17 protein-coding genes are annotated in these 21,432 nt (G+C 30.9%); 8 read left to right on the top strand and 9 right to left on the bottom strand.

Annotation, left to right across the window (positions count from 1 at the left end):
• Positions 1-32: 32 nt before the first annotated feature.
• Positions 33-2,168 carry a S9 family peptidase gene (locus LOS86_RS06265; protein WP_374107583.1) on the bottom strand — a complete coding sequence of 712 codons (2,136 nt, stop codon included), beginning with the start codon at positions 2,166-2,168 and terminating at the stop codon, positions 33-35.
• Positions 2,169-2,234: 66 nt separating this feature from the next.
• Here LOS86_RS06265 and LOS86_RS06260 point away from each other — a divergent pair, with 66 nt between their 5' ends.
• On the top strand, positions 2,235-2,558 hold the full coding sequence (locus tag LOS86_RS06260) for a YbaB/EbfC family nucleoid-associated protein (RefSeq protein ID WP_231843761.1): 324 nt from the start codon (positions 2,235-2,237) through the stop codon (positions 2,556-2,558).
• On the opposite strand, the gene LOS86_RS06255 is transcribed toward LOS86_RS06260, so the two are convergent.
• Both LOS86_RS06255 and LOS86_RS06250 read right to left on the bottom strand, forming a co-directional pair.
• Positions 2,551-3,324 (bottom strand): sulfite exporter TauE/SafE family protein, encoded by a 774-nt coding sequence (locus LOS86_RS06255; protein WP_231843760.1) that lies wholly within the window; start codon positions 3,322-3,324, stop codon positions 2,551-2,553. The two genes, LOS86_RS06260 and LOS86_RS06255, sit on opposite strands and share 8 nt — an antisense overlap.
• Positions 3,325-3,396: 72 nt before the next feature.
• Positions 3,397-4,422 (bottom strand): threonine aldolase family protein, encoded by a 1,026-nt coding sequence (locus tag LOS86_RS06250; protein WP_231843759.1) that lies wholly within the window; start codon positions 4,420-4,422, stop codon positions 3,397-3,399.
• Between the two features lie 47 nt (positions 4,423-4,469).
• Here LOS86_RS06250 and prfB point away from each other — a divergent pair.
• The 3 genes from prfB (at position 4,470) to LOS86_RS06235 (ending at position 8,505) form a co-directional block, all read left to right on the top strand.
• Positions 4,470-5,565, top strand: a protein-coding gene (gene prfB / locus LOS86_RS06245) for a peptide chain release factor 2 (RefSeq protein WP_231843758.1) whose coding sequence is annotated in 2 segments (ribosomal slippage) — positions 4,470-4,532 and positions 4,534-5,565 — 1,095 coding nt in all. Because the reading frame shifts where the segments join, the coding sequence is not laid out codon by codon here.
• 141 nt (positions 5,566-5,706) lie between these two features.
• On the top strand, positions 5,707-7,350 hold the full coding sequence (locus tag LOS86_RS06240) for an acyl-CoA carboxylase subunit beta (RefSeq protein WP_231843757.1): 1,644 nt from the start codon (positions 5,707-5,709) through the stop codon (positions 7,348-7,350).
• Positions 7,351-7,425: 75 nt separating this feature from the next.
• Complete coding sequence (locus LOS86_RS06235) at positions 7,426-8,505, top strand: hypothetical protein (RefSeq protein ID WP_231843756.1); 1,080 nt, start codon at positions 7,426-7,428, stop codon at positions 8,503-8,505.
• 56 nt (positions 8,506-8,561) lie between these two features.
• Here the strand turns inward: LOS86_RS06235 and LOS86_RS06230 are convergent, their stop codons facing one another.
• Positions 8,562-8,777, bottom strand: coding sequence for a hypothetical protein (locus LOS86_RS06230; protein WP_231843755.1), 216 nt, complete (start codon positions 8,775-8,777; stop codon positions 8,562-8,564).
• 56 nt (positions 8,778-8,833) lie between these two features.
• On the opposite strand from LOS86_RS06230, the gene LOS86_RS06225 reads away from it, so the two are divergent.
• Positions 8,834-10,501, top strand: coding sequence for an RluA family pseudouridine synthase (locus tag LOS86_RS06225; protein WP_231843754.1), 1,668 nt, complete (start codon positions 8,834-8,836; stop codon positions 10,499-10,501).
• 1 nt (position 10,502) lies between these two features.
• Here LOS86_RS06225 and LOS86_RS06220 read toward each other — a convergent pair whose 3' ends face one another.
• Entirely contained in the window at positions 10,503-10,859 is a 357-nt protein-coding gene (locus LOS86_RS06220) for a response regulator transcription factor (protein ID WP_231843753.1), read from the bottom strand.
• Between the two features lie 9 nt (positions 10,860-10,868).
• Entirely contained in the window at positions 10,869-14,399 is a 3,531-nt protein-coding gene (locus tag LOS86_RS06215; protein ID WP_231843752.1) for a PAS domain S-box protein, read from the bottom strand.
• A 190-nt stretch (positions 14,400-14,589) separates the two neighbouring features.
• On the opposite strand from LOS86_RS06215, the gene LOS86_RS06210 reads away from it, so the two are divergent.
• Positions 14,590-16,224: a M1 family metallopeptidase gene (locus LOS86_RS06210; protein ID WP_231843751.1), complete on the top strand. Its 1,635-nt coding sequence runs from the start codon at positions 14,590-14,592 to the stop codon at positions 16,222-16,224.
• Here LOS86_RS06210 and LOS86_RS06205 read toward each other — a convergent pair.
• Positions 16,221-17,285: an AMP-binding protein gene (locus LOS86_RS06205; RefSeq protein ID WP_231843750.1), complete on the bottom strand. Its 1,065-nt coding sequence runs from the start codon at positions 17,283-17,285 to the stop codon at positions 16,221-16,223. The two genes, LOS86_RS06210 and LOS86_RS06205, sit on opposite strands and share 4 nt — an antisense overlap.
• Positions 17,269-18,210 (bottom strand): CPBP family intramembrane glutamic endopeptidase, encoded by a 942-nt coding sequence (locus LOS86_RS06200; protein WP_231843749.1) that lies wholly within the window; start codon positions 18,208-18,210, stop codon positions 17,269-17,271. Before LOS86_RS06200 ends, LOS86_RS06205 begins: the two co-directional genes overlap by 17 nt.
• Before the next feature lie 45 nt (positions 18,211-18,255).
• On the opposite strand from LOS86_RS06200, the gene arsC reads away from it, so the two are divergent.
• Together arsC and LOS86_RS06190 are read left to right on the top strand one after the other, a co-directional pair.
• Positions 18,256-18,597, top strand: coding sequence for an arsenate reductase (glutaredoxin) (arsC, locus tag LOS86_RS06195; RefSeq protein WP_231843748.1), 342 nt, complete (start codon positions 18,256-18,258; stop codon positions 18,595-18,597).
• A 76-nt stretch (positions 18,598-18,673) separates the two neighbouring features.
• On the top strand, positions 18,674-21,127 hold the full coding sequence (locus LOS86_RS06190; protein WP_231843747.1) for a TonB-dependent receptor: 2,454 nt from the start codon (positions 18,674-18,676) through the stop codon (positions 21,125-21,127).
• A gap of 70 nt (positions 21,128-21,197) precedes the next feature.
• Here the strand turns inward: LOS86_RS06190 and LOS86_RS06185 are convergent, their stop codons facing one another.
• Positions 21,198-21,368, bottom strand: coding sequence for a hypothetical protein (locus LOS86_RS06185; RefSeq protein ID WP_008258162.1), 171 nt, complete (start codon positions 21,366-21,368; stop codon positions 21,198-21,200).
• Positions 21,369-21,432 lie beyond the last annotated feature (64 nt).

Here is a 21,432-nt window from a genome sequence, read left to right as displayed (position 1 = left end):
AAACCTTGCAAATTTAACAAAAAAAAGTTTAACTACTTCTTAATTTTTTCTAAATCTAACAAAAACGCAAATTCTTTGGCCAATTCTTTTAATGCTTCAAAACGGCCTGATGCACCACCATGACCAGCATCCATATTGGTGTCTAAGAATAATTGCTTATCGTTAGTTTTCATAACACGTAATTTTGCTACCCATTTTGCCGGTTCCCAATATTGCACTTGCGAATCGTGAAGTCCAGTGGAAACATACATATTTGGATACGCTTGCGCTTTTACTTGGTCGTATGGTGAATAGGACAACATATAATCGTAATACACTTTTTCATTTGGATTTCCCCATTCGTCATATTCCCCTGTTGTTAATGGAATGGTATCGTCTAACATAGTCGTAACTACATCCACAAAAGGAACTTGGGCGATAACCCCATTATATAATTCTGGTGCCATATTTACAATCGCTCCCATTAATAATCCACCTGCAGAACCACCTTCTGCATATAAATGTTCTGGGGAAGTATATTTTTCTGCAATTACAAATTTAGAACAATCAATAAAATCGGTAAACGTGTTTATTTTCTTCAAAAGTTTTCCGTTTTCATACCATTCTCTTCCTAAGTCCTCTCCTCCTCTAATATGAGCAATGGCATAAATAAATCCTCTATCTAACAAACTCAAACGTGTTGAAGAAAAATAAGGATCCATTGTAGCTCCGTAAGAGCCATAAGCATAAAGTAAGAATGGGTTTTTACCATCTTTTTTGATTCCTTTTCTATACACCATAGAAATTGGCACTTTTGTTCCATCAGTAGCAGTAGCCCAAATTCGTTCTTCAACATAATTGTTTTTATCAAACTTCCCACCCAAAATTTCTTGCTCTTTCAATACTTTTTTCTCCTGAGTTCTCATATTGAAATCAATCACAGAAGAGGGTGTTGCCATAGATTGATATCCATAACGTAAAATTTCAGTATCGAAATCTACGTTAGTTGTAGTATAAGCCGTGTAAGTTTCACTATTAAAAGGTAAGTAATACTCCCCTTTTCCATTCCAAGGCATGATTCTAATTTTGTTCAAACCATTAGAACGCTCTTCAACAACTAAATACTCTTTAAAAATATCGATTCCTTCTAATAAAACATCTTTTCTGTGCCCAATTAAATCTTTCCAGTTTTCAGCCGAAGTAGCAGTTTCTGGGGTTTTCATTAATTTGAAGTTCGTTGCTTTGTCTTTATTCGTAACAATGTAAAAACTATCTCCATAATGCGAAATCGAATATTCTAATCCGCGTGTTCTTTTATGGAAAACTTTAAACTCTCCATTCGGATTTTTTGCATCTAAAATTTGGTATTCAGAAGTTAATGTACTGTTAGAACCAATAACTATGTATTTTTTTGATTTTTCTTTGTAAACAAAAGTGTTAAAGGTATCGTCTTTTTCATGAAAGACTAAAACATCAGCAGCAGCTTCTGTACCTAGAGTATGCTTATAAATTTTATCGGAACGTAAGGTTTGTTGGTCATTTCTTGTGTAAAACAAAGTTTTATTATCACCAGCCCAAGTTGAACCTCCCGATGTATTTTCTATTTTTACAGGAAGAATTTCTCCTGTTTCCAAATTTTTAATTTGGATGGTATATTGTCTTCTTGAAACTAAGTCAACTCCAAACGCTACCCATTTATTATCTTCACTTACATTTAATCCCGCTAAATTAAAGTACGAATGTCCTTTTGCCATTTCGTTACAATCAAACATGATTTCTTCCTTAGCATCTAAACTTCCTTTTTTACGAGCATAAATGGGATAATCTTTTCCTTTTTCAAAACGAGTGATGTAATAATAACCATTGTATAAATAAGGAACTGAACTATCGTCTTCCTTAATTCTACTCTTCATTTCTAAGAACAATTCGTCTTGGAATGGTTTGGTATGAGCCGTTGATTTTTGGTAATATTCATTTTCTTGGTTCAAATAATCAATAACTTCTGGGTTTTCTCTTTCGTTTAACCAATAATAATTATCAATTCTTTTATCACCGTGCTTTTCTAATGTTTTTGGAACAATTTTAGCAACAGGAGGAACAATTTTATCTGACATTGTTTTTGTTTTATTTTGACTGTAAACAGGAGCAAAAATAATGCAACTAAGAAGTAAAAATGGTAATTTTTTCATGAAGTTTTACAATAATTATTAACCGCTAATTTACTATTTTTGTCCAAATAAAAAAACTTAAAAATTATGTTTGGAGATATTATGGGAATGATGGGTAAATTAAAGGAAACCCAGCAAAAAGTAGAAGAAACAAAAAAACGTTTAGACTTTGTTTTAATCGATGAAAGAAGCAGCGATGGCTTGTTAGAAGTAACTTTAACTGCAAACAGAAAAATCAAAAACATTACAGTAAGCAATGAATTACTTCAAGACAAAGAAATGCTTGAAGATTACTTAGTTAATGTGTTAAATAAAGCTATTGAAAAAGCTACAAACGTTCACGAAACTGAGTTAGCAGCTGTTGCTAAAGAAGGTATGCCAAATATCCCAGGAATGGATATGTTTAAATAATTCCCATTCCTAAAGCAATTGCCACTAAAAGCAATAAAACGGCAACTAAAACTTGGAGAAATTTTAGGGTAACTTTCTTTAAAAGTTGGTTACCCAAATACGCTCCAGTAATCGCACATAGCGTTGCAGAAATCAGTAATACCTTATTTTCATACAAGGTATAAGTCGTGATTTTGGAAGCGTAAACACTTAAGCGAGTAAAATCGATAAACATAGAAACTACAATTCCTGTAGCGATGAAACTTTCTTTGGATAAACCCGCTTTAATCAAAAAAGCACTTCGCAAAGCCCCTTGATGTCCGGAAAGTCCACCAAAGAATCCGCTTAAAATTCCACCTAAAGGCAATTTATCTTTTCCAAACTCGAATTTACTCAAAAACGGAATTAAGTCTAAAAGCGCAAAAATTACTAGTAAAATTGCAATGATGAATTTCACAGGAAAAACTTCTAATTGTTTTCCAAAAAGAAAATAACTAAATAATGGTTGTAGATCCGAAATTTGCAACAACAACCACGAACCTATCATAGCAGCAAAAATGGCTGGGATTCCAAATTTTAGTAAAACTTCTTTGTTGGCGTGTTTCCCAACCAAGAAAAACTTAAAAATATTATTTGCAAAATGAACCAATCCACACAAACCTATTGCAATATCCACTGGAAAAAACAACATGAAAACCGGAGTTAACAGCGTTCCTAAACCAAAACCTGAAAAGAAGGTTAGAATGGCGGTTAAAAACGCTACAATAGATATGATTAGGATTTCCATATAATTTTTGTTTCAGGTTTCAAGTTTGATTTTAAAAATTATTTAAATTTCTTCAATCTGTGTTCCAAAAAATTAAAAAGTCAGTTTAGAAAACACTTCCATCACATATTCATGCATCACTTCTTTGTAATCTAAATGCGTTACAATTCTCAATTTTCCATGTCCCATTGAACTAATAGCAATACCTTTTTGTTTTAATTTTTCCATGAAAAGCTTTTCATCCACAAAAGATTGCAGTCCAAAAATCAAAATATTAGTTTCAACCGATTCTACATTAGCAACCCATGGCATTTTTACTAATAAATTGCCCAATTCTTTCGCTCTTCTGTGATCAATTTCTAAACGACTGATATTGTTTTGTAATGCGAATAATCCAGCGGCAGCTAAATATCCTGATTGACGCATGTTACCGCCAAAAATCTTTCTAATTCGTAAAGCTCGATGCATATCTGCTTTACTTCCCAACAAAACCGAACCAACTGGCGCACCCAATCCTTTAGACAAACAAACCGAAATCGTATCAAACAATTCCCCAAACTGTTTTGGATGTTGTTTTTTTGCTACTAAAGCATTCCATAAACGCGCACCATCTAAATGATATTTCAAATTATGGTCGATGCAAACTTGCTTAATTTCTTGCAAAGGTTGTAAATCATAACAAGCGCCACCACCTTTGTTTGTTGTATTCTCAATACTAACTAAGGAAGTTAAAGGGGCGTGATAAAATTCAGGGTCATTGATTCCGTTTTTAACCAAATCGGCTGTAATCATCCCTCGATTCCCATCTACCAAACAACACGAAACACCACTATTAAATGATGCACCACCACCTTCATAATGATAAATATGCGAATATTTATCGCAAATTACTTGTTCACCTGGCTGTGTATGCAACTTAATCGCCGTTTGATTTGCCATTGTTCCCGAAGGAAAAAATAAGGCGGCTTCCATTCCAAATAAATCCGCCAAAGTTTCCTCTAACTCATTGACTGTTGGGTCTTGTTTATATACATCATCGCCTACTTTAGCATTAAACATAGCGTTTAACATCTCAACAGAAGGCTTGGTTACGGTATCACTTACTAAATTTATTTCCATAGAATAAAAAAGAATAGCTATTTTTGTTGTGTAAAACTACAATATTTATGATAAATACAGAACAAGTCAGAGATATTATTGATCGCCTTGGTGCGTTAAGGAGGTATCTTTGACATCGATGCCAAATTGATTGAAATAACTAACGAGGAAGAAAAAACCTTCGCTCCCGACTTTTGGAATAACGCCAAAGAAGCCGAAATCATTATTAGAAACCTACGTTCGAAAAAGAAATGGGTTGAAGATTACAATAAAGGAATTGAATATTCTGAAGAACTTCAGATTATGATGGATTTCTTCAAAGAAGGCGATGTTGCCGAAGAAGAAGTTGAAGAGCAATATCAAAAAACCTTACAACACATTGAAGATTTAGAGTTCCGAAATATGCTTTCCGATGAAGGAGATAGTATGAGTGCTGTATTGCAAATTACGGCTGGAGCTGGTGGAACTGAAAGTTGTGATTGGGCTTCCATGTTAATGCGAATGTACTTAATGTGGGGCGAAAAGCAAGGATACAAAATCAAAGAATTGAACTTTCAAGAAGGCGATGTTGCTGGAATTAAAACCGTAACCTTAGAAATTGAAGGCGAATTTGCTTTTGGTTATTTAAAAGGTGAAAACGGTGTTCATCGTTTGGTTCGAATTTCTCCTTTTGATAGTAATGCAAAACGCCATACGTCTTTTGCTTCTGTTTATGTGTATCCTTTGGTAGATGATTCTATTGAAGTAGAAATCAATCCAGCTGATATTGAAATTATAACTTCTCGTTCGAGTGGTGCAGGTGGACAAAATGTAAACAAAGTAGAAACCAAAGTACAATTGTTTCACAAACCAACCGGTATCCAAATTCAGTGTTCCGAAACGCGTTCTCAACAAGACAACCGCCAACGTGCGATGCAAATGTTGAAATCGCAGTTATACGAAATCGAATTAAACAAACGATTAGCACAAAGAGCCGATATCGAAGCAGGAAAAATGAAAATCGAATGGGGTTCGCAAATTCGAAATTATGTAATGCACCCTTATAAATTGGTAAAAGACGTTCGTTCTGGATATGAATCTAGTGACGTGGAAGGCATTATGAACGGCGATATCGATAATTTCTTGAAAGCCTATTTAATGATGATGGGGCAAAAAGAAGAATAATTTTTTTTATAAAATTAAAACCGAGAACAAATTAACAAAATAGTAATTATTCTCGGTTTTTTTTATATCATATTCAAAATAGATTTGTTTATATCTATAACGATTTCGTAAATTAGCACACCAATAAACAACAAAACCCAAATGGACTTAAATTTCAATAAAAACGAAGATCACAATAAACTTTTAGTAACTGATTTAAAAAAGCGATTTGCTCAAGTAAAATTGGGTGGCGGTCAAAAAAGAATTGAAAAATTACACGCTGAAGGCAAAATGACCGCTCGTGAACGTATTGATTATCTGTTAGATGACAAAGCAAATAGCATTGAAATTGGTGCTTTTGTTGGCGACGGAATGTATGCAGAGCATGGAGGTTGTCCTTCTGGAGGGGTTGTAGTTAAAATGGGGTATGTATCGGGTAAACAATGTATCGTAGTAGCAAATGATGCTACTGTAAAAGCTGGTGCATGGTTTCCAATTACCGGGAAAAAGAACTTAAGAGCCCAAGAAATTGCTATTGAAAATAGATTACCTATTATTTATTTAGTGGACTCTGCAGGGGTTTATTTACCAATGCAAGACGAAATTTTCCCAGATAAAGAACATTTCGGAAGAATTTTTAGAAATAATGCCATTATGAGTAGTATGGGAATTACCCAAATTGCAGCTGTAATGGGAAGTTGCGTAGCGGGTGGTGCTTATTTACCTATCATGAGTGATGAAGCTTTAATTGTAGATAAAACCGGAAGTATTTTCTTAGCAGGAAGTTATTTAGTGAAAGCCGCTATTGGAGAAAGCATTGATAACGAAACACTTGGAGGTGCTACAACACACTGCGAAATTTCAGGTGTAACGGATTATAAAGCTAAGGATGATAAAGATGCTTTAGACCGAATTAAATCGGTGGTAGGTAAAATTGGTGATTATGAAAAAGCAGGTTTTAACCGAGTAAAAGCGGAAAAACCAGCGTTAGAAGCGAAAGATATTTACGGAATTTTACCAAAATCTCGTGCTGATCAGTACGATATGATGGAAATCATCAAACGTTTGGTAGACAATTCAGAATTTGACGAATACAAAGCAGGTTACGGACAAACCATAATAACAGGTTATGCACGAATTGACGGTTGGGCTGTAGGAATTGTAGCCAACCAAAGAAAAATTGTAAAAACAGCTGGTGCCAAAACGAAACCAAGCGAAATGCAATTTGGAGGTGTAATTTATTCGGATTCAGCAGATAAAGCGACGCGTTTTATTGCGAATTGTAACCAAAAGAAAATTCCTTTAGTATTTTTACAAGACGTTACCGGTTTTATGGTAGGTTCCAAATCAGAACATGGTGGCATTATCAAAGATGGTGCTAAAATGGTAAATGCGGTTTCTAATTCGGTTGTACCAAAATTTACGGTTGTAATTGGAAATTCGTATGGAGCAGGAAATTATGCAATGTGTGGAAAAGCATACGATCCAAGATTAATCTTTGCTTGGCCAAGTGCTGAATTAGCGGTAATGGGTGGCGCTCAAGCAGCAAAAGTATTGTTGCAAATTGAAGCGGCTTCTTTAAAAGCAAAAGGAGAAGAAATCACACCAGAAAAAGAAGCGGAATTATTTGATAAAATTAAAGCACGTTACGACCAACAAGTGTCTCCCTATTATGCAGCCGCCCGTTTATGGACAGATGCTATCATTGATCCATTAGACACCAGAACATGGATTTCAATGGGGATTGAAGCGGCCAACCACGCTCCTATTGAGAAACCATTTAATTTAGGAGTGATTCAGGTGTAATTTGTAACACGAATTTCGCGAATTGCCACTAATTAATTGAGCAGAAAATTTTTTTTACATCGCTATCTAAATCATATGTACAGATATATATTAATATCACTTATATTATTTAACAATATTGTATATTCACAAATTGAAACTCATCTTTTAAATGGAGAATGGGTAAAAGTAAAAAACAGAATGGTAGATGGAAGTAAAAATCTTTCAGAATCTTTTTCATCTTCAAAATTTTTAATGTGGAAAATATCTAATAAAAAAATATGCATGGATTCTGATCCAGTAAATTCTATTGAAGAAACTTGCTTAGATTTTGATTTAGTAAAAAACTTGATAAGAACATCTTCTGAATCTGGTTATGAAATTAATAAACTAACTACAGACACTTTAATAGTAATTCAAAAAATCAAAGGTATCAATGAAAATGATAAATTAGAAAAACTTTGGTTTGTTAAATCTACAATAATTAGAAATAATTACTTAAATAAACATAAAAGCGATTCTATTTTAATAGCAAACGAACATTTTACCCCAACTTTAAATAAAAAATTTATTACAGAAATTCATAAGCAGTTTTTAAAGAAAAGTAATTATCCGAATTTTGATTTAATTGGAAACTTAGTTTTCTTTCCTAAGGAAGAAAAAATAGAAGTAGAGATAAATAACAGTAATGATAAAAATGTAATTGAAAATAATGAAGAAATAAGTTATATTGTACGTACGATTGAAAAATCATACGGTAATTGGAATCTTAATGATTTTAAAAACTTTAATAAAATTTACATACCATTTATAATTAAAAGTGAATCATATAAATTCAAAGGTGGTTCCCATAAAGGTACTCCAATATTTTTCTTTCTAGAAAATGTAAATGATATTGATAAAATCTATGGGATAAAAATGGAAGATTTAAGAGCTTCTGGTGTTAATTTTCAAAACGGAATAATGGCTTATCAAAATAAAGAATATGAAAAAGCAATATTCCTTTTCATGAAATCATTTCAAATCGATAATAGAAATATTGATGCATTATATAATTCTGCTTCAATTTATTCTATTTTGAATGATAAAATTAAAATGTGTGATTGTTTAAAAAAATTAAAAGATTTAGAACAAACTGAAGGTACTAGACAATATAATGAAAATTGTTTAAATTAAAAATTATTACTGATTCTGGAAACAAACTTCTCCATTCATTTTTTGAATATCTTATTTCAAATAACTTCAGAATTATACACATCATTTTCTTCTGAAACTTTAAGAATAGCCTCAATTTCTTGCTTATAATCTGAAACAGATAACAACTTTCCTGTTACATCATATATATAACCTTCTTCATTTAAAATTTGGTCAATTTTATTCAAAACTTCTTCGTTTTGGATATCCAAAATTCGATGAATAATACTTTTTCTATGTGTTTCAATATTCATGAGTAAACTGATTTACACAAAGATAATTATTATTTCAATTACTTTATCTTTGCAGTATGTCAAAATCATTATTCCAACCCTTCAAAACCAACATTTCAGGTATTACTTTACCTAAGAAATTCACGTTTCCTTTTTATTACGAACCGCATGAATTGAGCATTATTGCGGCTAATGAATTGCAATCGTATTTGGAAACACAAACTGATTTTGAACACAATTTTGGATTGAAAGAAAATCAAGAAGGTTTGGTAATAGGTAAAATGTTTGGCGTTTTAGTCTGTCAGAATCAAGAAGGTGAACTTGGCTATTTATGGGCCTTTTCTGGAAAATTGGCTGGTGTGAATCATCATCCTTATTTTGTCCCTACTATTTTTGATATGTTGCACGAAGATGGATTTTTTAGAAAAGAAGAGGAAGTATTGAACGCTATCAATCACCAAATTGAAATTTTAGAAAATTCAGACGACCTTTTAAATTCAAAAAGAAAATCAGAAAACACCAAAAAAGAAGCGGTTTCAGATATTCAAAATCAGAAAGATAAAATCAAACGCTTAAAAATTGAACGCGATGAAAAGCGTAATTCATTTGCTAATTTATCTGCATCTGAAATTGAACAATTAGAACAAGAACTTTCAGAAGAAAGTAAAAAGGAAAGCATTTTACTCAAAAAAATGACTAAATATTGGAATTTTCAAATCGAAAATGCTCAGAAAGACGTCAATTTGCTCTTGGATGAAATCAATCAATTAAAAGAAGAACGCCGATTAAAATCGGGAGCTTTACAACAAAAACTCTTTGCTGAATATTCTTTTTTGAATCAGTTTGGAGAACGAAAAAGTATTGGTGAAATCTTCAATAATAATCCGCCTGCTGGTGCTGGAGAATGTGCCGCTCCAAAATTATTGCATTATGCTTTCGAACATAATTTGAAACCTATTGCTATGGCTGAATTTTGGTGGGGTCAATCGCCAAAATCGGAAATTAGAAAACACAAGCAATTTTATCCAGCTTGTAAAAGCAAATGCGAACCTATTTTGTTATCGCACATGCTAAAGGGTTTAGAAATTGAAGCCAATCCTTTTCAAGAAAATCCAGCAGAAGGAAAAAACATTGAAATAGTCTTTGAAGATGAAGTTTTAGCAATAATTAACAAACCTGCAGAATTTTTATCTGTTCCAGGAAAAATCATAGCTGATTCGGTTTATCAAAGAGTAAAAGAATTATATCCAAATGCAACCGGACCCTTAATTGTGCATCGTTTGGACATGTCGACTTCAGGTTTGATGTTAATTGCAAAAGATGAAGAAACGTATGTAAAATTACAATCGCAATTCATTAAAAGAACAATAAAAAAACGTTATGTTGCTTTATTAGATGGAATTTTACAAGAAAATGACGGTTTTATTGATTTACCGCTTCGAGTTGATTTAGACGACCGTCCACGCCAATTGGTATGTTTTGAACACGGAAAAAAAGCCCAAACCAAATGGAAAAAAATTGAAATCCGCGACAATAAAACTCTGGTTTACTTCTACCCTATTACGGGAAGAACGCATCAACTAAGAGTACACGCTTCACATGAATTGGGTTTAAAAACGCCTATTGTAGGCGATGATTTATATGGCACAAAAGCCAATCGTTTACATTTACATGCCGAAAGTTTGACCTTTGAACATCCTACAACTAAAAAAGAAATAACAATTTGTGAAAAAGCTGAATTTTGAATTAGGAATACAAATTGATTTTTTCAATTAAATCTTTAAAAGTAAAAGGTTTTCTAACATAAGCTTTAACCCCAAGGTTGAGCCCATACTCTTCATCTTTTTGTTCCACTTTTGCTGAAAGTAAAATTACAGGAATAGCAGCGTATTTCGATTTTACATGATATTCCATAAATCCATAACCATCTAGTTTAGGCATCATTACATCACAAATAATAAAATCGGGATTTGATTCTTCAACTTTTTTTATTCCTTCCTCTCCATCTTGGGCTAAAACAACTTCAAAACCAACATACACTAGCATTTCTGCTATGGTTTCTCTTAGATTAACCTCATCATCAATAATTAATATTTTTTTCATAATTACATATTATTCATTTTTAAACAATGGAAACTCTAAAGTAACCTTAGTTCCTTTTCCTAATTGACTTTCAAGCATTACAGAACCCGAATTTTTCTCGGTAAACGTTTTAATAATATATAATCCTAACCCAGTTCCTTGAATACCATTAGAATTACTAGCTCTAAAGAAAGTATTAAATAATTTAGGCTGGTCTTCCTCAGGGATTCCAATACCATTATCAATCACTTCTACAATTATATTTTCATCTTTTTCTTTTAGATTTAATTTTACATTTCCAAATCCAACAGAATATTTAAAAGCATTGCTTAATAAATTAAACAAAGTGTATTTAATTAAATTAGCATCCGCATAAATGGTAAAAATTGAAGATTCAAAAAATACTTCTACACTACGATTATCTTTTTGATGCGCAAAACTTGTCTCTATAACATCTAAACAAATTTCTTTTAGATTACAAATTACAGGATTAAAACTTGTTTTATCGGCATCATCTTTAGAAATAGTCAAAACTGCATCCATTAGTTCAACAATTCGATCAATTTCTTTTGTTATTGTTTCTAAACGTTTTTCTACTTGTGGTGTTTTTTCAAAATTACTGTTTTCTATATACATCGCAATCAATTCAGCACTTGTGCGAATGGTTGTCATAGGAGTTCTAAATTCATGCGAAATAGTTGAAACTAAATTTGTTCTTAATTCGTTTAATTGACGCTCTTGAATTAATGTATCTTCAATGATTTTTTCTGCTTTTTTTCGTTGTGTTATATCACGAGTACTTGATTGATAACTTACTGGAACATTATTTTCATAAACCAAAGTTGCATTAGTTTCAAACCATTGATACTCGCCATTACTATTAATTAATCTAACTTGTTCAGAAATTCGTTTGTTTTTATTGATTATAGTACCAATCTGACTTTTAAATTTTTCTAAATCTTCTGGATGAATCAAATCAGCAGGATATTTACCAATTAAATCTTCTGGAGTGTAGCCCAAAAGATTTTTTATAGATGGTGAAACATATTTAAAACTAGAATCTAAGTTATGTAAGCAAACTAAATCAATAGTATTATCAGCTAGTAAACGATACCAGTTTTTAGCTTCCATCAACTGTTGGGCTTTATTCCTATTGTTTTCTTCTACAAGTAATCGGTTTTCCTCTTCCATTCGTTTACGTTCAGAAATATCAACAACCTGAGCCACATAATATTGAACATTACCATTACTATCTTTAACAGTAGAAACCGATAAATGTACCCAAACTAAGGATTGATTTTTGTGAATAAAACGCTTTTCAAAATGAAAGTACGAGATTTCACCTTCGTCCATTTGTTTTTTATACGCCAAATCAATCTCAAGATCATCTTTATGAGTAAATTGTACAAATGAAAGTTCTTTAAATTCTTCTTTTGTATATCCTAGAATTTCTGTCATTCTATTGTTTACTACAATCCAATTTCCATTTAAACTCACCAATGCGGAACCAAATGAAGAATTGTTAAAAGCCCCTTTAAAACGTTCTTCACTTTGTTGTAACTCGTATTTCAGTAACTTTTCTTGAGTAATATTTTGCATGGCTCCAATCATTCTAACGGGATTCCCATTTTCATCTCTAATAATAATGGCTTTATCACTAACAAAAGCATAAGTACCATCACTTTTTAAATAACGATATTCATGCGACCATTTTTGTTTATTTTCAATGAATGCATTTTCTATAGAATTTTCGTAATCTTCTTTGTCTTCGGGGTGAACTAAAGATTCACAAAATTCACCAGGAATTACATTGTTATCAAATTGGTAACCAAAAAGTAAATTATAACTTTCGCCAACAAATATTTTATTAGTTTCTATATCCCAATCCCATAATGCATCAGATGTAGCTTCACTAGCATACTTAAATCGTTCATTACTTTCAATTAATGCATCTTCCGCTTTTTTTCTGGCCGTTATGTCATTAAAAGTACAAATAACATAAAGCAATTCTTTTTTATTATTAAAAACAGGAATTGCATCTACCAACAACCAAACTAAATCATTTGTCAATGGGCGATGAACTCCCATTGTAACATTTTTTACAGGAATTAAATTTTTTATTACTTGTGGAACCGGATGTTCTTCTGCTTTAAATTCAGAACCATCTAAATGAACTACTTTCCAATGCGGATGAAAAGAAGATTTTCCTATCATTTGGTCTTCTGTTAAACCAAGCATTTCACAAGCCGATTTATTATATTCTAAGAATTCAGACTGTGGACCTTGAACAATAATACCTACTGCAGCATTTTGAATTACACTTGTAGTTAACTGACGACTTTTTAATATTTCTTCATTAATTTTTTTACTTTCTGTGACATCAATACCATATCCAGTCATCATTTCAAACTGACCATCACTATTATAAATGGGAATAAATTTTCTTATAAAAAAACGTTGATTTCCATTCAGGTCATTAATTTGATCCTCCCACTCGACAATTTCTTTATTTTCTAAAGCTTTTAAAAATTTTCCTCTTCTACTTTTTGCAAAACCATCATCTCTTCCCGTATGTTTTGCATATTCAAAATCATCTTTACCTATAATAAAATTTCGTAATTCATCATTTTTAATAGCTTCACGATTTAAAAATAAATACCGATGATTTTCATCCCAAACCCCTAAATCAATTGGAAGTCTATCTAAAATTTTACCATAAAACTCTTTTTGCTTTGTAATTTCTTCTTGCGATTTTATAAAATCCATTACATCTCTACAGTTACCAATAAAGTATAACGTATTATCTCGTTCAATTAATTTTACATCGGATGAATGCCAAATGTAATGCCCTTTTTTATGCTTAATTCTATAGGTTACCGATTCATTACATTTCTCATTAGGAACCAACTTACTTAGAAACTCGCCTACACTTTCAATATCATCTGGATGTAAATATTCAGCTGTAATTTTTCCCAATGATTCTTCTATAGTATAACCTGTTGCGGCTTCCCAACTATCAGATAAATATAGTATTTCCCCTAAATGATTAAGCTCGTAAAGAATTTCCTTAGAATTCTCAATAAAAGATTCTAATTGTTTGTTTTGATTGATTACTTCTCTTTTAAGTTGAATTGTATTTTCAAATAATTCAATATGACTTTCAACCAACTGTAAGCAAGTATCCATCGCTTCTTTAGAAAGTTGATCATCGTAAATTAAAGCTAAAGTCCCTATTAATTCTGAATTAGTAATTACAATTGGATAAATAGTAATATTGCTAAAATCGTCATTTATTCGTTCTTGATAAGTTTGAGATACTTTGAGCGATTTTACTTCGTTTAGTCTATTTGTATAATTTTGAGAGTTAACATTTAAATCAAAATCACCTTTTTTAATAGAAAGTAATTTGTCTTCGATTTGAACCTGAAATGAAAGAGCAAAACAAGATTCATTGTTAAAAACAAGATTTAAAACATTTGAAATATTTTTTTCTAGCTTATCTATTGATATTGAAGTTATTTCAAATTTATCTTGAAAATTTTTAGCACTAGAGATTGGCATTTTTTATAGATTGATACTTCGCAATATAGTTCTAATATTTTAAAAATAAAAATTTATATAATTATTAAAAAACAATGCTAAAAAATGTGAAATATATAAAATACTTCCTCTAAATTAATACTTTAATTCCTATACTTTTTTTATGTTTTTAAAAAACAAACTTATATATTTAGACCTGAAAATTTTCCCTATGAAAAACTACACATTAAAATCGTTATTATTAATTAGCTTAACATTTTTAAGCATTGATCAAATTCATGCCCAATTTTCACGAAGAGATTCATTACAAGGTGGATTAAGAATTGAGCGAACTTGTTTTGATGTAAAAAGATATGATTTAAATATTACTATCAATCCTGAACAAAAAAGCATTACTGGATTCAATGAAATTACGTTTGAAGTTTTCATTCCTACACAAAAAATTCAATTGGATTTATTTGATAACATGAAAGTGGATTCTATTGTTTGGAATTCAAAACAATTAAAATATGATAGAGATTTTGATGCCGTATTTATAGATTTCCCTGAAAAATTAACTTCTAAATCCCAACATAAATTAAAATTCTATTACTCTGGAAATCCTAAAATTGCCAGAAATGCGCCTTGGGATGGTGGATTTGTCTTCAAAAAAGATAGTAATGGAAAAGATTTTATTGGAGTTGCAGTTCAAGGAACGGGAGCAAGTTTATGGTATCCAGTAAAAGATTCTCAATCAGATGAACCCGATAATGGTGCTTCTATAAAAGTTGCAGTTCCTAACGGATTAATGAATGTTTCAAATGGGCGTTTGTTAGGTTTCAAAGATTTAAAAAACGGTTATACACGATGGGATTGGGAAGTAAAAAATCCAATTAATAATTATACGATTACGGTAAATATTGCCGATTATGTCCACATTCAGGATAAAATGCCTGATTTGGATTTAGATTATTATGTATTAAGAGAAAATGAAGCAAAAGCGCGTGAACATTTTGCTGAAGTTAAACCTATGATGGAATGTTTTCAGTCGAAATTTGGTCGTTATCCGTTTTGGGAAGATGGGTATAAATTAGTTGAAACGCCTTATTTAGGAATGGAACACCAAAGTGCCGTTGCTTATGGAAATAAGTACAAAAAAGGATACATGGGATTTGACTTATCAGGAACTGGCGTAGGCATGTTTTTCGATTATATTACGATTCATGAAACTGGTCACGAATGGTTTGGAAATAGCATTACCAGCATGGATATTGCCGACATGTGGATTCATGAAGGGTTTACAACGTATTCAGAAACTGTTTTCATCGAATGCATTAAAGGATATGAAGACGCAATGAAATATGTAAATGGACAGGCTAAAAATGTTAGAAACGACCGTCCTATAATTGGGCAATATGGTGTTAATAATGAAGGTTCTGGTGATATGTATTATAAAGGGTCATTACTTTTAAACACTTTGAGACATATAATTGCAGATGATGAAAAATGGTGGAAAATACTTTATGATTATACCGAAACTTTTAAAAAGAAAATAATCACTTCAGATACTGTAATTGATTATTTTAACAAAGCTTCTGGAATGAACTTAACTCCTGTTTTTAGACAATATTTATACACCAATCAACTTCCAATATTTATTTATAAAGTTAAAGGCGATTATTTATACTATTATTGGGATAATGTATCAGAAGAATTTAATATGCCAATTGATATTGGATTTGAAGATTCTAAAATAAGATTATATCCTACCTTAAAAGAACAAAAAATTAAACTGAAGAAATTAAGCAAGAAAAGTTTTCTAATCTATGACAATCAGTTTTATGTAAAAATAAAAGAAGACAATTAGTCTTCTTTTGTTTTTAATAGTTGTTCTATTGTTTTAACTCTACTTATTTTTTTAGTATCAGTCTCTACAAATTTTGGTGTAAAAATTATATCTTTTGGTTTTTCAAACTTGTCCAATTTTTCAAAAATTTTTGAATCAATATCCATTGGATCTCCTTCCATAACTAATGTTACTTTTGTTCCTAATACTGCATCTGGTAATCCCGCTATGAAAAATCTATTTGTTATTTCTGACATCAATTTAGCTTCAATTTGCTCTGGAAATAATTTAATTCCACCACTATTAATCACATTATCATATCTGCCAATCCATTTGAAGTGTCTCTCATCTAAGATTTCTACAATATCGTTTGTCACAATTTGTTCCTCTGAAATACTAGGAACATCAATAACTAAACAATTTCTATCATCTTGAGAAATAACAACATGTTCTAAGGTAGCAAAACAGTTCTCTCCTATCTTTTTTGCAGCTATATGTGTTATGGTTTCGGTCATTCCATACGTTTCATAGATATCTGATTTTATTTCTTTTAACTTATTTGCTAAATCATCAGATACTTTTGCTCCCCCAATAATAATTTTTTTAAATTGAGATAACTTCTCTAAACTATTCTCTGCTTGAAGCGGAACAATGGCAACAAAATCATAATTCTTATGAGATAATAAATCATCTAAATGCGATGTTGGAGGCATGATTTCTAATTCTAGTCCCAACATCATAGCTCTTACAATCATCATTTTTCCGGCAATATAACGAGCTGGCAAACATAATAAAGCTTTATCTTGAGGATGTAAATTAAAGTAATTGCCAGTTGCAATAGCCGAATGTACCATTGACTGTTTCTTAATAGTGATAGTTTTTGGAGTTCCCGTTGTTCCTGATGTAGTTAATTGAATGGTTTCTTTATCATCTAACCAATCCAACAAAAAAACACCCAAGTCTTTTTCGTGTTCTTGACCTTCTTTAATAAGCGTATAAGCTAATTGATACAAGGCATCTTTATCAAAATGAAAATTATTTATTTTAAAACGATTGTGAATGTTTTTATAATGTGGAATCATTGGAATTATTTTCTACAATTAAACTACCTGTTAACTTTTCTTTCCAATTCTTCCATTTATACACTTTGGAAAATAAGTAAATTAAAATGGGATATATTACAAAAACGGGTAAAAATGCTTCATAATCTAAAGAGGGTTCTGATAAATCTTTAAATACAGAATACGTTTGAAAAACAGTAAAATCAGATGTTATTAACAAAGCAGCTATCATATTATTTGCAGCATGAAAACCTAAAGCTAATTCTGTTCCTTCATCCATTAAAGTAATTATCCCTAAAAAAAGTCCAGTACCTATGTAGTATATTAAAACTAAATAACCCATTTTTTGAACTTCAGGATTAAAAATATGCATGGTTCCAAAAATTACTGATGTCATTACTAATGGAAACCATTTGTTCTTTGCCAAATTAAAAAAACCTTGCATTAAATACCCTCTAAAAACTAATTCTTCTGTACTGGTTTGAATAGGCATTAAGACCAACGTTATTACCATTAAGATTAAAAATGGTATCAAGTTAAATTGAAGCTTAATTTCTGAGGGATTTATAAAATACGAAATTACAATCATTGAAGAAGAAAACAAGGCCCAAATACCAAAAGCAAAAAATACACGTTTCCAATCCATTTTATTTCTTGAAGTAATAATTGAAATAAAAGACTGATTATGCATTTTAATTACTACGAAATATAAGCCAATTAGAGCAAAAAGAAACGATATTAAAATTAAAAACAGTAGTAAATTTGAATCAAACATTTTATACAAATCACTTTCTCCTGATGGTATTTTATTTGAAGTAATGCTTTTAACCAAAATTGCTATTAATAAAGGAACTTGTCCAACTACAGACGCAATAAAAACAATTAAAGAACCTAGTAAATATTTCCAAAAATCACCTTGCTTTTTTAACCCTTGTGCTATAAACATAAATAGAATCAATTACTTTTGTGTAATTCTAAACAAAAATACAAAATGATAACCATTTACCATAACCCAAGATGCACTAAATCAAGAGAAGGTTTGTGCGAAATTGAAAACTTAAACCAACCTTTTAAAATTCGAAAATATTTAGAGGAACCTTTTACTGAATCGGAACTAAAAGAAGTTATAAAAAAATTGAATATACAACCCATAGAGTTGGTTAGAACAAAAGAATCGATTTGGGTAGAAAACTACAAAGGAAAAGAACTCAGCGATGATCAAATAATAAAAGCAATGTTAGAAAACCCTAAGTTAATTGAACGTCCAATCATTGTTAATGGTAATAAAGCAATTATTGCAAGACCAAAAGAAAAGATTAACGAAATCCTTTAGTAGTTTTAACAAAGATTTAGCAATTAAGGAATAAACCATAAGTTACTTTTGCAGTCTTACTTGCAAAAAAACAATTATGAACAAGAAAATTATTATTGCTACACTCACATTACTATTAAGTTTAACCACATTTGCTCAACGTCCAGAAGGTAAAAAAGTTACTATTTCGGGTAGAGTAATGGAAAAAGGAACTGATTTTCCTTTAGAATATGCTACTATTGTTTTTGAAAATATGACTACCAAACAACTTTCTGGTGGTATTACTGATGAAAATGGAAATTTTAAATTTGAAATCAATGCTGGTAAATATAACGCTAGAGTTGAATTTATTTCCTTTAAAACCGTAGCAATTCAACAGAAAGATTTTACTTCTGATACTAACTTAGGAGTAATTGAATTAGCACCAGATGTTGCTCAATTGAATGAGGTTGAAGTAATTGCTGAAAAATCTACTGTAGAAATCAAACTTGACAAGCGTGTTTACAACGTGGGTAAAGATATGATGGTTAAAGGTGGAACTGTTAGTGATGTTTTAGATAATGTTCCATCAGTAACTGTTGATGCAGAAGGAACAGTAGCTCTTAGAGGAAATGAAAACGTTAAAATATTAATTGATGGAAGACCTTCTGGCTTAGCCGGAATCAATATTGCAGATGCGCTTAAATTATTACCCGCTGATGCTGTAGAAAAAGTTGAAGTTATTACGAATCCTTCTGCTCGTTATGATGCTGAAGGTGGTGGAGGTATTATTAATATCATTCTTAGAAAAGGGAAAGCTAACGGAGTAAATGGTTCTCTTATGGTAAATGCAGGTGACCCTGAAACTTATGGAACTAGTGTTAGTTTAAACAAAAAGAGTGAAGCTTATAATTTGTTTTCAAATTTTGGTTACAATTACAGAAATAATCCAGGGAACACTTTAGTAGATTCTGAGTACTTTAATAACGATGGAACTACTAATCGTTTTATTAACGAAAGAAGAACTAACGACAGATTAAGTGAAGGTTATAATGCTAATTTTGGAATTGATTTAAATTTATCTAAATCTTTAACTTGGACTAATGCTTTGACTTTTAGAGAAAATAGAGGTAAAAATCCTGACAATGTTTTTTTCTATAATTTTGATGCTGCTTCTAATCCTACTTTTACAAGAAACCGTTTTAATGATCAAAATAGCGATGAATTTAGTATTGAATATGCCTCAAATTTTGTAAAAAAATTCAAAAAAGAAGATCACAAATTAACAGTAGATATTGCTATTTCGCAGAATAGAGAAAATCAATTTGCTACAATTTCCGATCAAATTATTGGAGATCCAAGTACACTAGTTTTAGAAAACACTAGTAATATTAATACGCAACAACGTAATTTACTTCAAACTGATTATGTATTACCGATTGGTAAAAATGGCCGTTTTGAAGCAGGATATAGAGGTAGTTTTTTAAACAACTTAACTGATTTTACTGTTACACCTGACAATTCAAATTTTTCAAACACACTTGAATACGTTGAAAATGTAAATGCTCTTTACACGCAATATGGTTCAAAAATTAATAAATTCTCTTATTTCTTTGGTATTCGTTTTGAGGATAGTAATATTGAAGTTAATTCAATATCTGAAAACGATTATAACACAAAAAAATACAACAACTTTTTCCCTTCTGCAACTTTAAATTATGAATTTTCACAATCAAGTTCTTTAAGTTTAAGTTACAGTAAAAGAATCAATCGTCCAAGAGGTCGCTTTTTAAATCCTGTTTCATCATTATCTAGTAATATTAACATATTTCAAGGTAATCCTGATTTAGATCCGTCATTAACCGACGCTGTTGATTTAGGGTATTTAAAAAGATGGAATAAACTAACTTTTAATACTTCGGCATATATTAATATTACTAATGATTCGTTCCAATTTATTAGAAAAGAATCAGGATTGTTTGTTGAAGGTGTTCCTGTAATTTTAAGTACTCCTATTAACTTAGCGAGAGAATATAGAGCTGGATTTGAATTTAACTTGAATTATACACCTTACAAATGGTGGAGATTAAATGGAAACTTTAATGCATTTAGAAATGAAACTCAAGGTGATTATAGTTATGTAGATTATGTAGGTAATACTGTTATTCAAAACTTTGATAATGTAGCATTAACATGGTTTGCTAGAATAAATTCTAAAATAACATTACCATATAAAATTGATTGGCAAACAAACGGAACTTATAATGCTCCTCAATCAAATGCACAAGGACGTTCATTAGGTGTTGCATCTATGAATTTAGCTTTCAGTAAAGACATACTAAAAGATAAAGCTACAATTGCTTTAAATGTGAGTGATGTCTTTAACTCGAGAAAAAGAATCATGGAAACTAATATTCCTAATGTAGTAAATTCGTATAGCGAAATGCAATGGAGACAAAGACAAGTTATGATGACATTTACTTATCGTTTTAACAAACAGAAAAACGAAAAAGATAGACAACCTCGTAGAGAAGATAATGGTGGTGAAGGCGATTTTATGGGAAGACCCTAATTGCTGAAATCCAAACAATAAAAAAAGTCCCGATAAAATCGGGACTTTTTATTTTAAAAATTAAAAGAAATTATCCTTCTAATTCAGCTTGTCTTTTAGCTCTTTTCTCTTTGATTAATTCCATGATAGCACCGCCCAACCAATAGTGAACAAATCCTACCAAGAAAATCATCAACCAAAAACCAATAGTTAATATGGTTAAGAAAAGTAAAAAACCTAGGTACTGTTGAAATTCAAACATAATATTTTCCGGAATTTATGAATTCACGTCAAAGATAATAGTATTATTTATTTTTGCCAATAGA

Origin of the sequence: Flavobacterium cyclinae, assembly GCF_021172145.1 — a bacterium.
Classification (GTDB): Bacteria; Bacteroidota; Bacteroidia; order Flavobacteriales; family Flavobacteriaceae; genus Flavobacterium; species Flavobacterium cyclinae.
This window is presented reverse-complemented; position numbering and strand designations above follow the sequence as displayed.

Bases quoted from the DNA above. Each gene is read 5' to 3' on its own strand.
- LOS86_RS06260 (WP_231843761.1), top strand. From the start codon at position 2,235: ATGTTTGGAGATATTATGGGAATGATGGGTAAATTAAAGGAAACCCAG.
- LOS86_RS06215 (WP_231843752.1), bottom strand. From the start codon at position 14,399: ATGCCAATCTCTAGTGCTAAAAATTTTCAAGATAAATTTGAAATAACT.
- LOS86_RS06255 (WP_231843760.1), bottom strand. From the start codon at position 3,324: ATGGAAATCCTAATCATATCTATTGTAGCGTTTTTAACCGCCATTCTA.
- LOS86_RS06230 (WP_231843755.1), bottom strand. From the start codon at position 8,777: ATGAATATTGAAACACATAGAAAAAGTATTATTCATCGAATTTTGGAT.
- LOS86_RS06250 (WP_231843759.1), bottom strand. From the start codon at position 4,422: ATGGAAATAAATTTAGTAAGTGATACCGTAACCAAGCCTTCTGTTGAG.
- LOS86_RS06265 (WP_374107583.1), bottom strand. From the start codon at position 2,168: ATGAAAAAATTACCATTTTTACTTCTTAGTTGCATTATTTTTGCTCCT.
- LOS86_RS06225 (WP_231843754.1), top strand. From the start codon at position 8,834: ATGTCAAAATCATTATTCCAACCCTTCAAAACCAACATTTCAGGTATT.
- LOS86_RS06205 (WP_231843750.1), bottom strand. From the start codon at position 17,285: ATGATTCCACATTATAAAAACATTCACAATCGTTTTAAAATAAATAAT.
- LOS86_RS06185 (WP_008258162.1), bottom strand. From the start codon at position 21,368: ATGTTTGAATTTCAACAGTACCTAGGTTTTTTACTTTTCTTAACCATA.
- LOS86_RS06240 (WP_231843757.1), top strand. From the start codon at position 5,707: ATGGACTTAAATTTCAATAAAAACGAAGATCACAATAAACTTTTAGTA.
- arsC (WP_231843748.1), top strand. From the start codon at position 18,256: ATGATAACCATTTACCATAACCCAAGATGCACTAAATCAAGAGAAGGT.
- LOS86_RS06210 (WP_231843751.1), top strand. From the start codon at position 14,590: ATGAAAAACTACACATTAAAATCGTTATTATTAATTAGCTTAACATTT.
- LOS86_RS06190 (WP_231843747.1), top strand. From the start codon at position 18,674: ATGAACAAGAAAATTATTATTGCTACACTCACATTACTATTAAGTTTA.
- LOS86_RS06220 (WP_231843753.1), bottom strand. From the start codon at position 10,859: ATGAAAAAAATATTAATTATTGATGATGAGGTTAATCTAAGAGAAACC.
- LOS86_RS06200 (WP_231843749.1), bottom strand. From the start codon at position 18,210: ATGTTTATAGCACAAGGGTTAAAAAAGCAAGGTGATTTTTGGAAATAT.
- LOS86_RS06235 (WP_231843756.1), top strand. From the start codon at position 7,426: ATGTACAGATATATATTAATATCACTTATATTATTTAACAATATTGTA.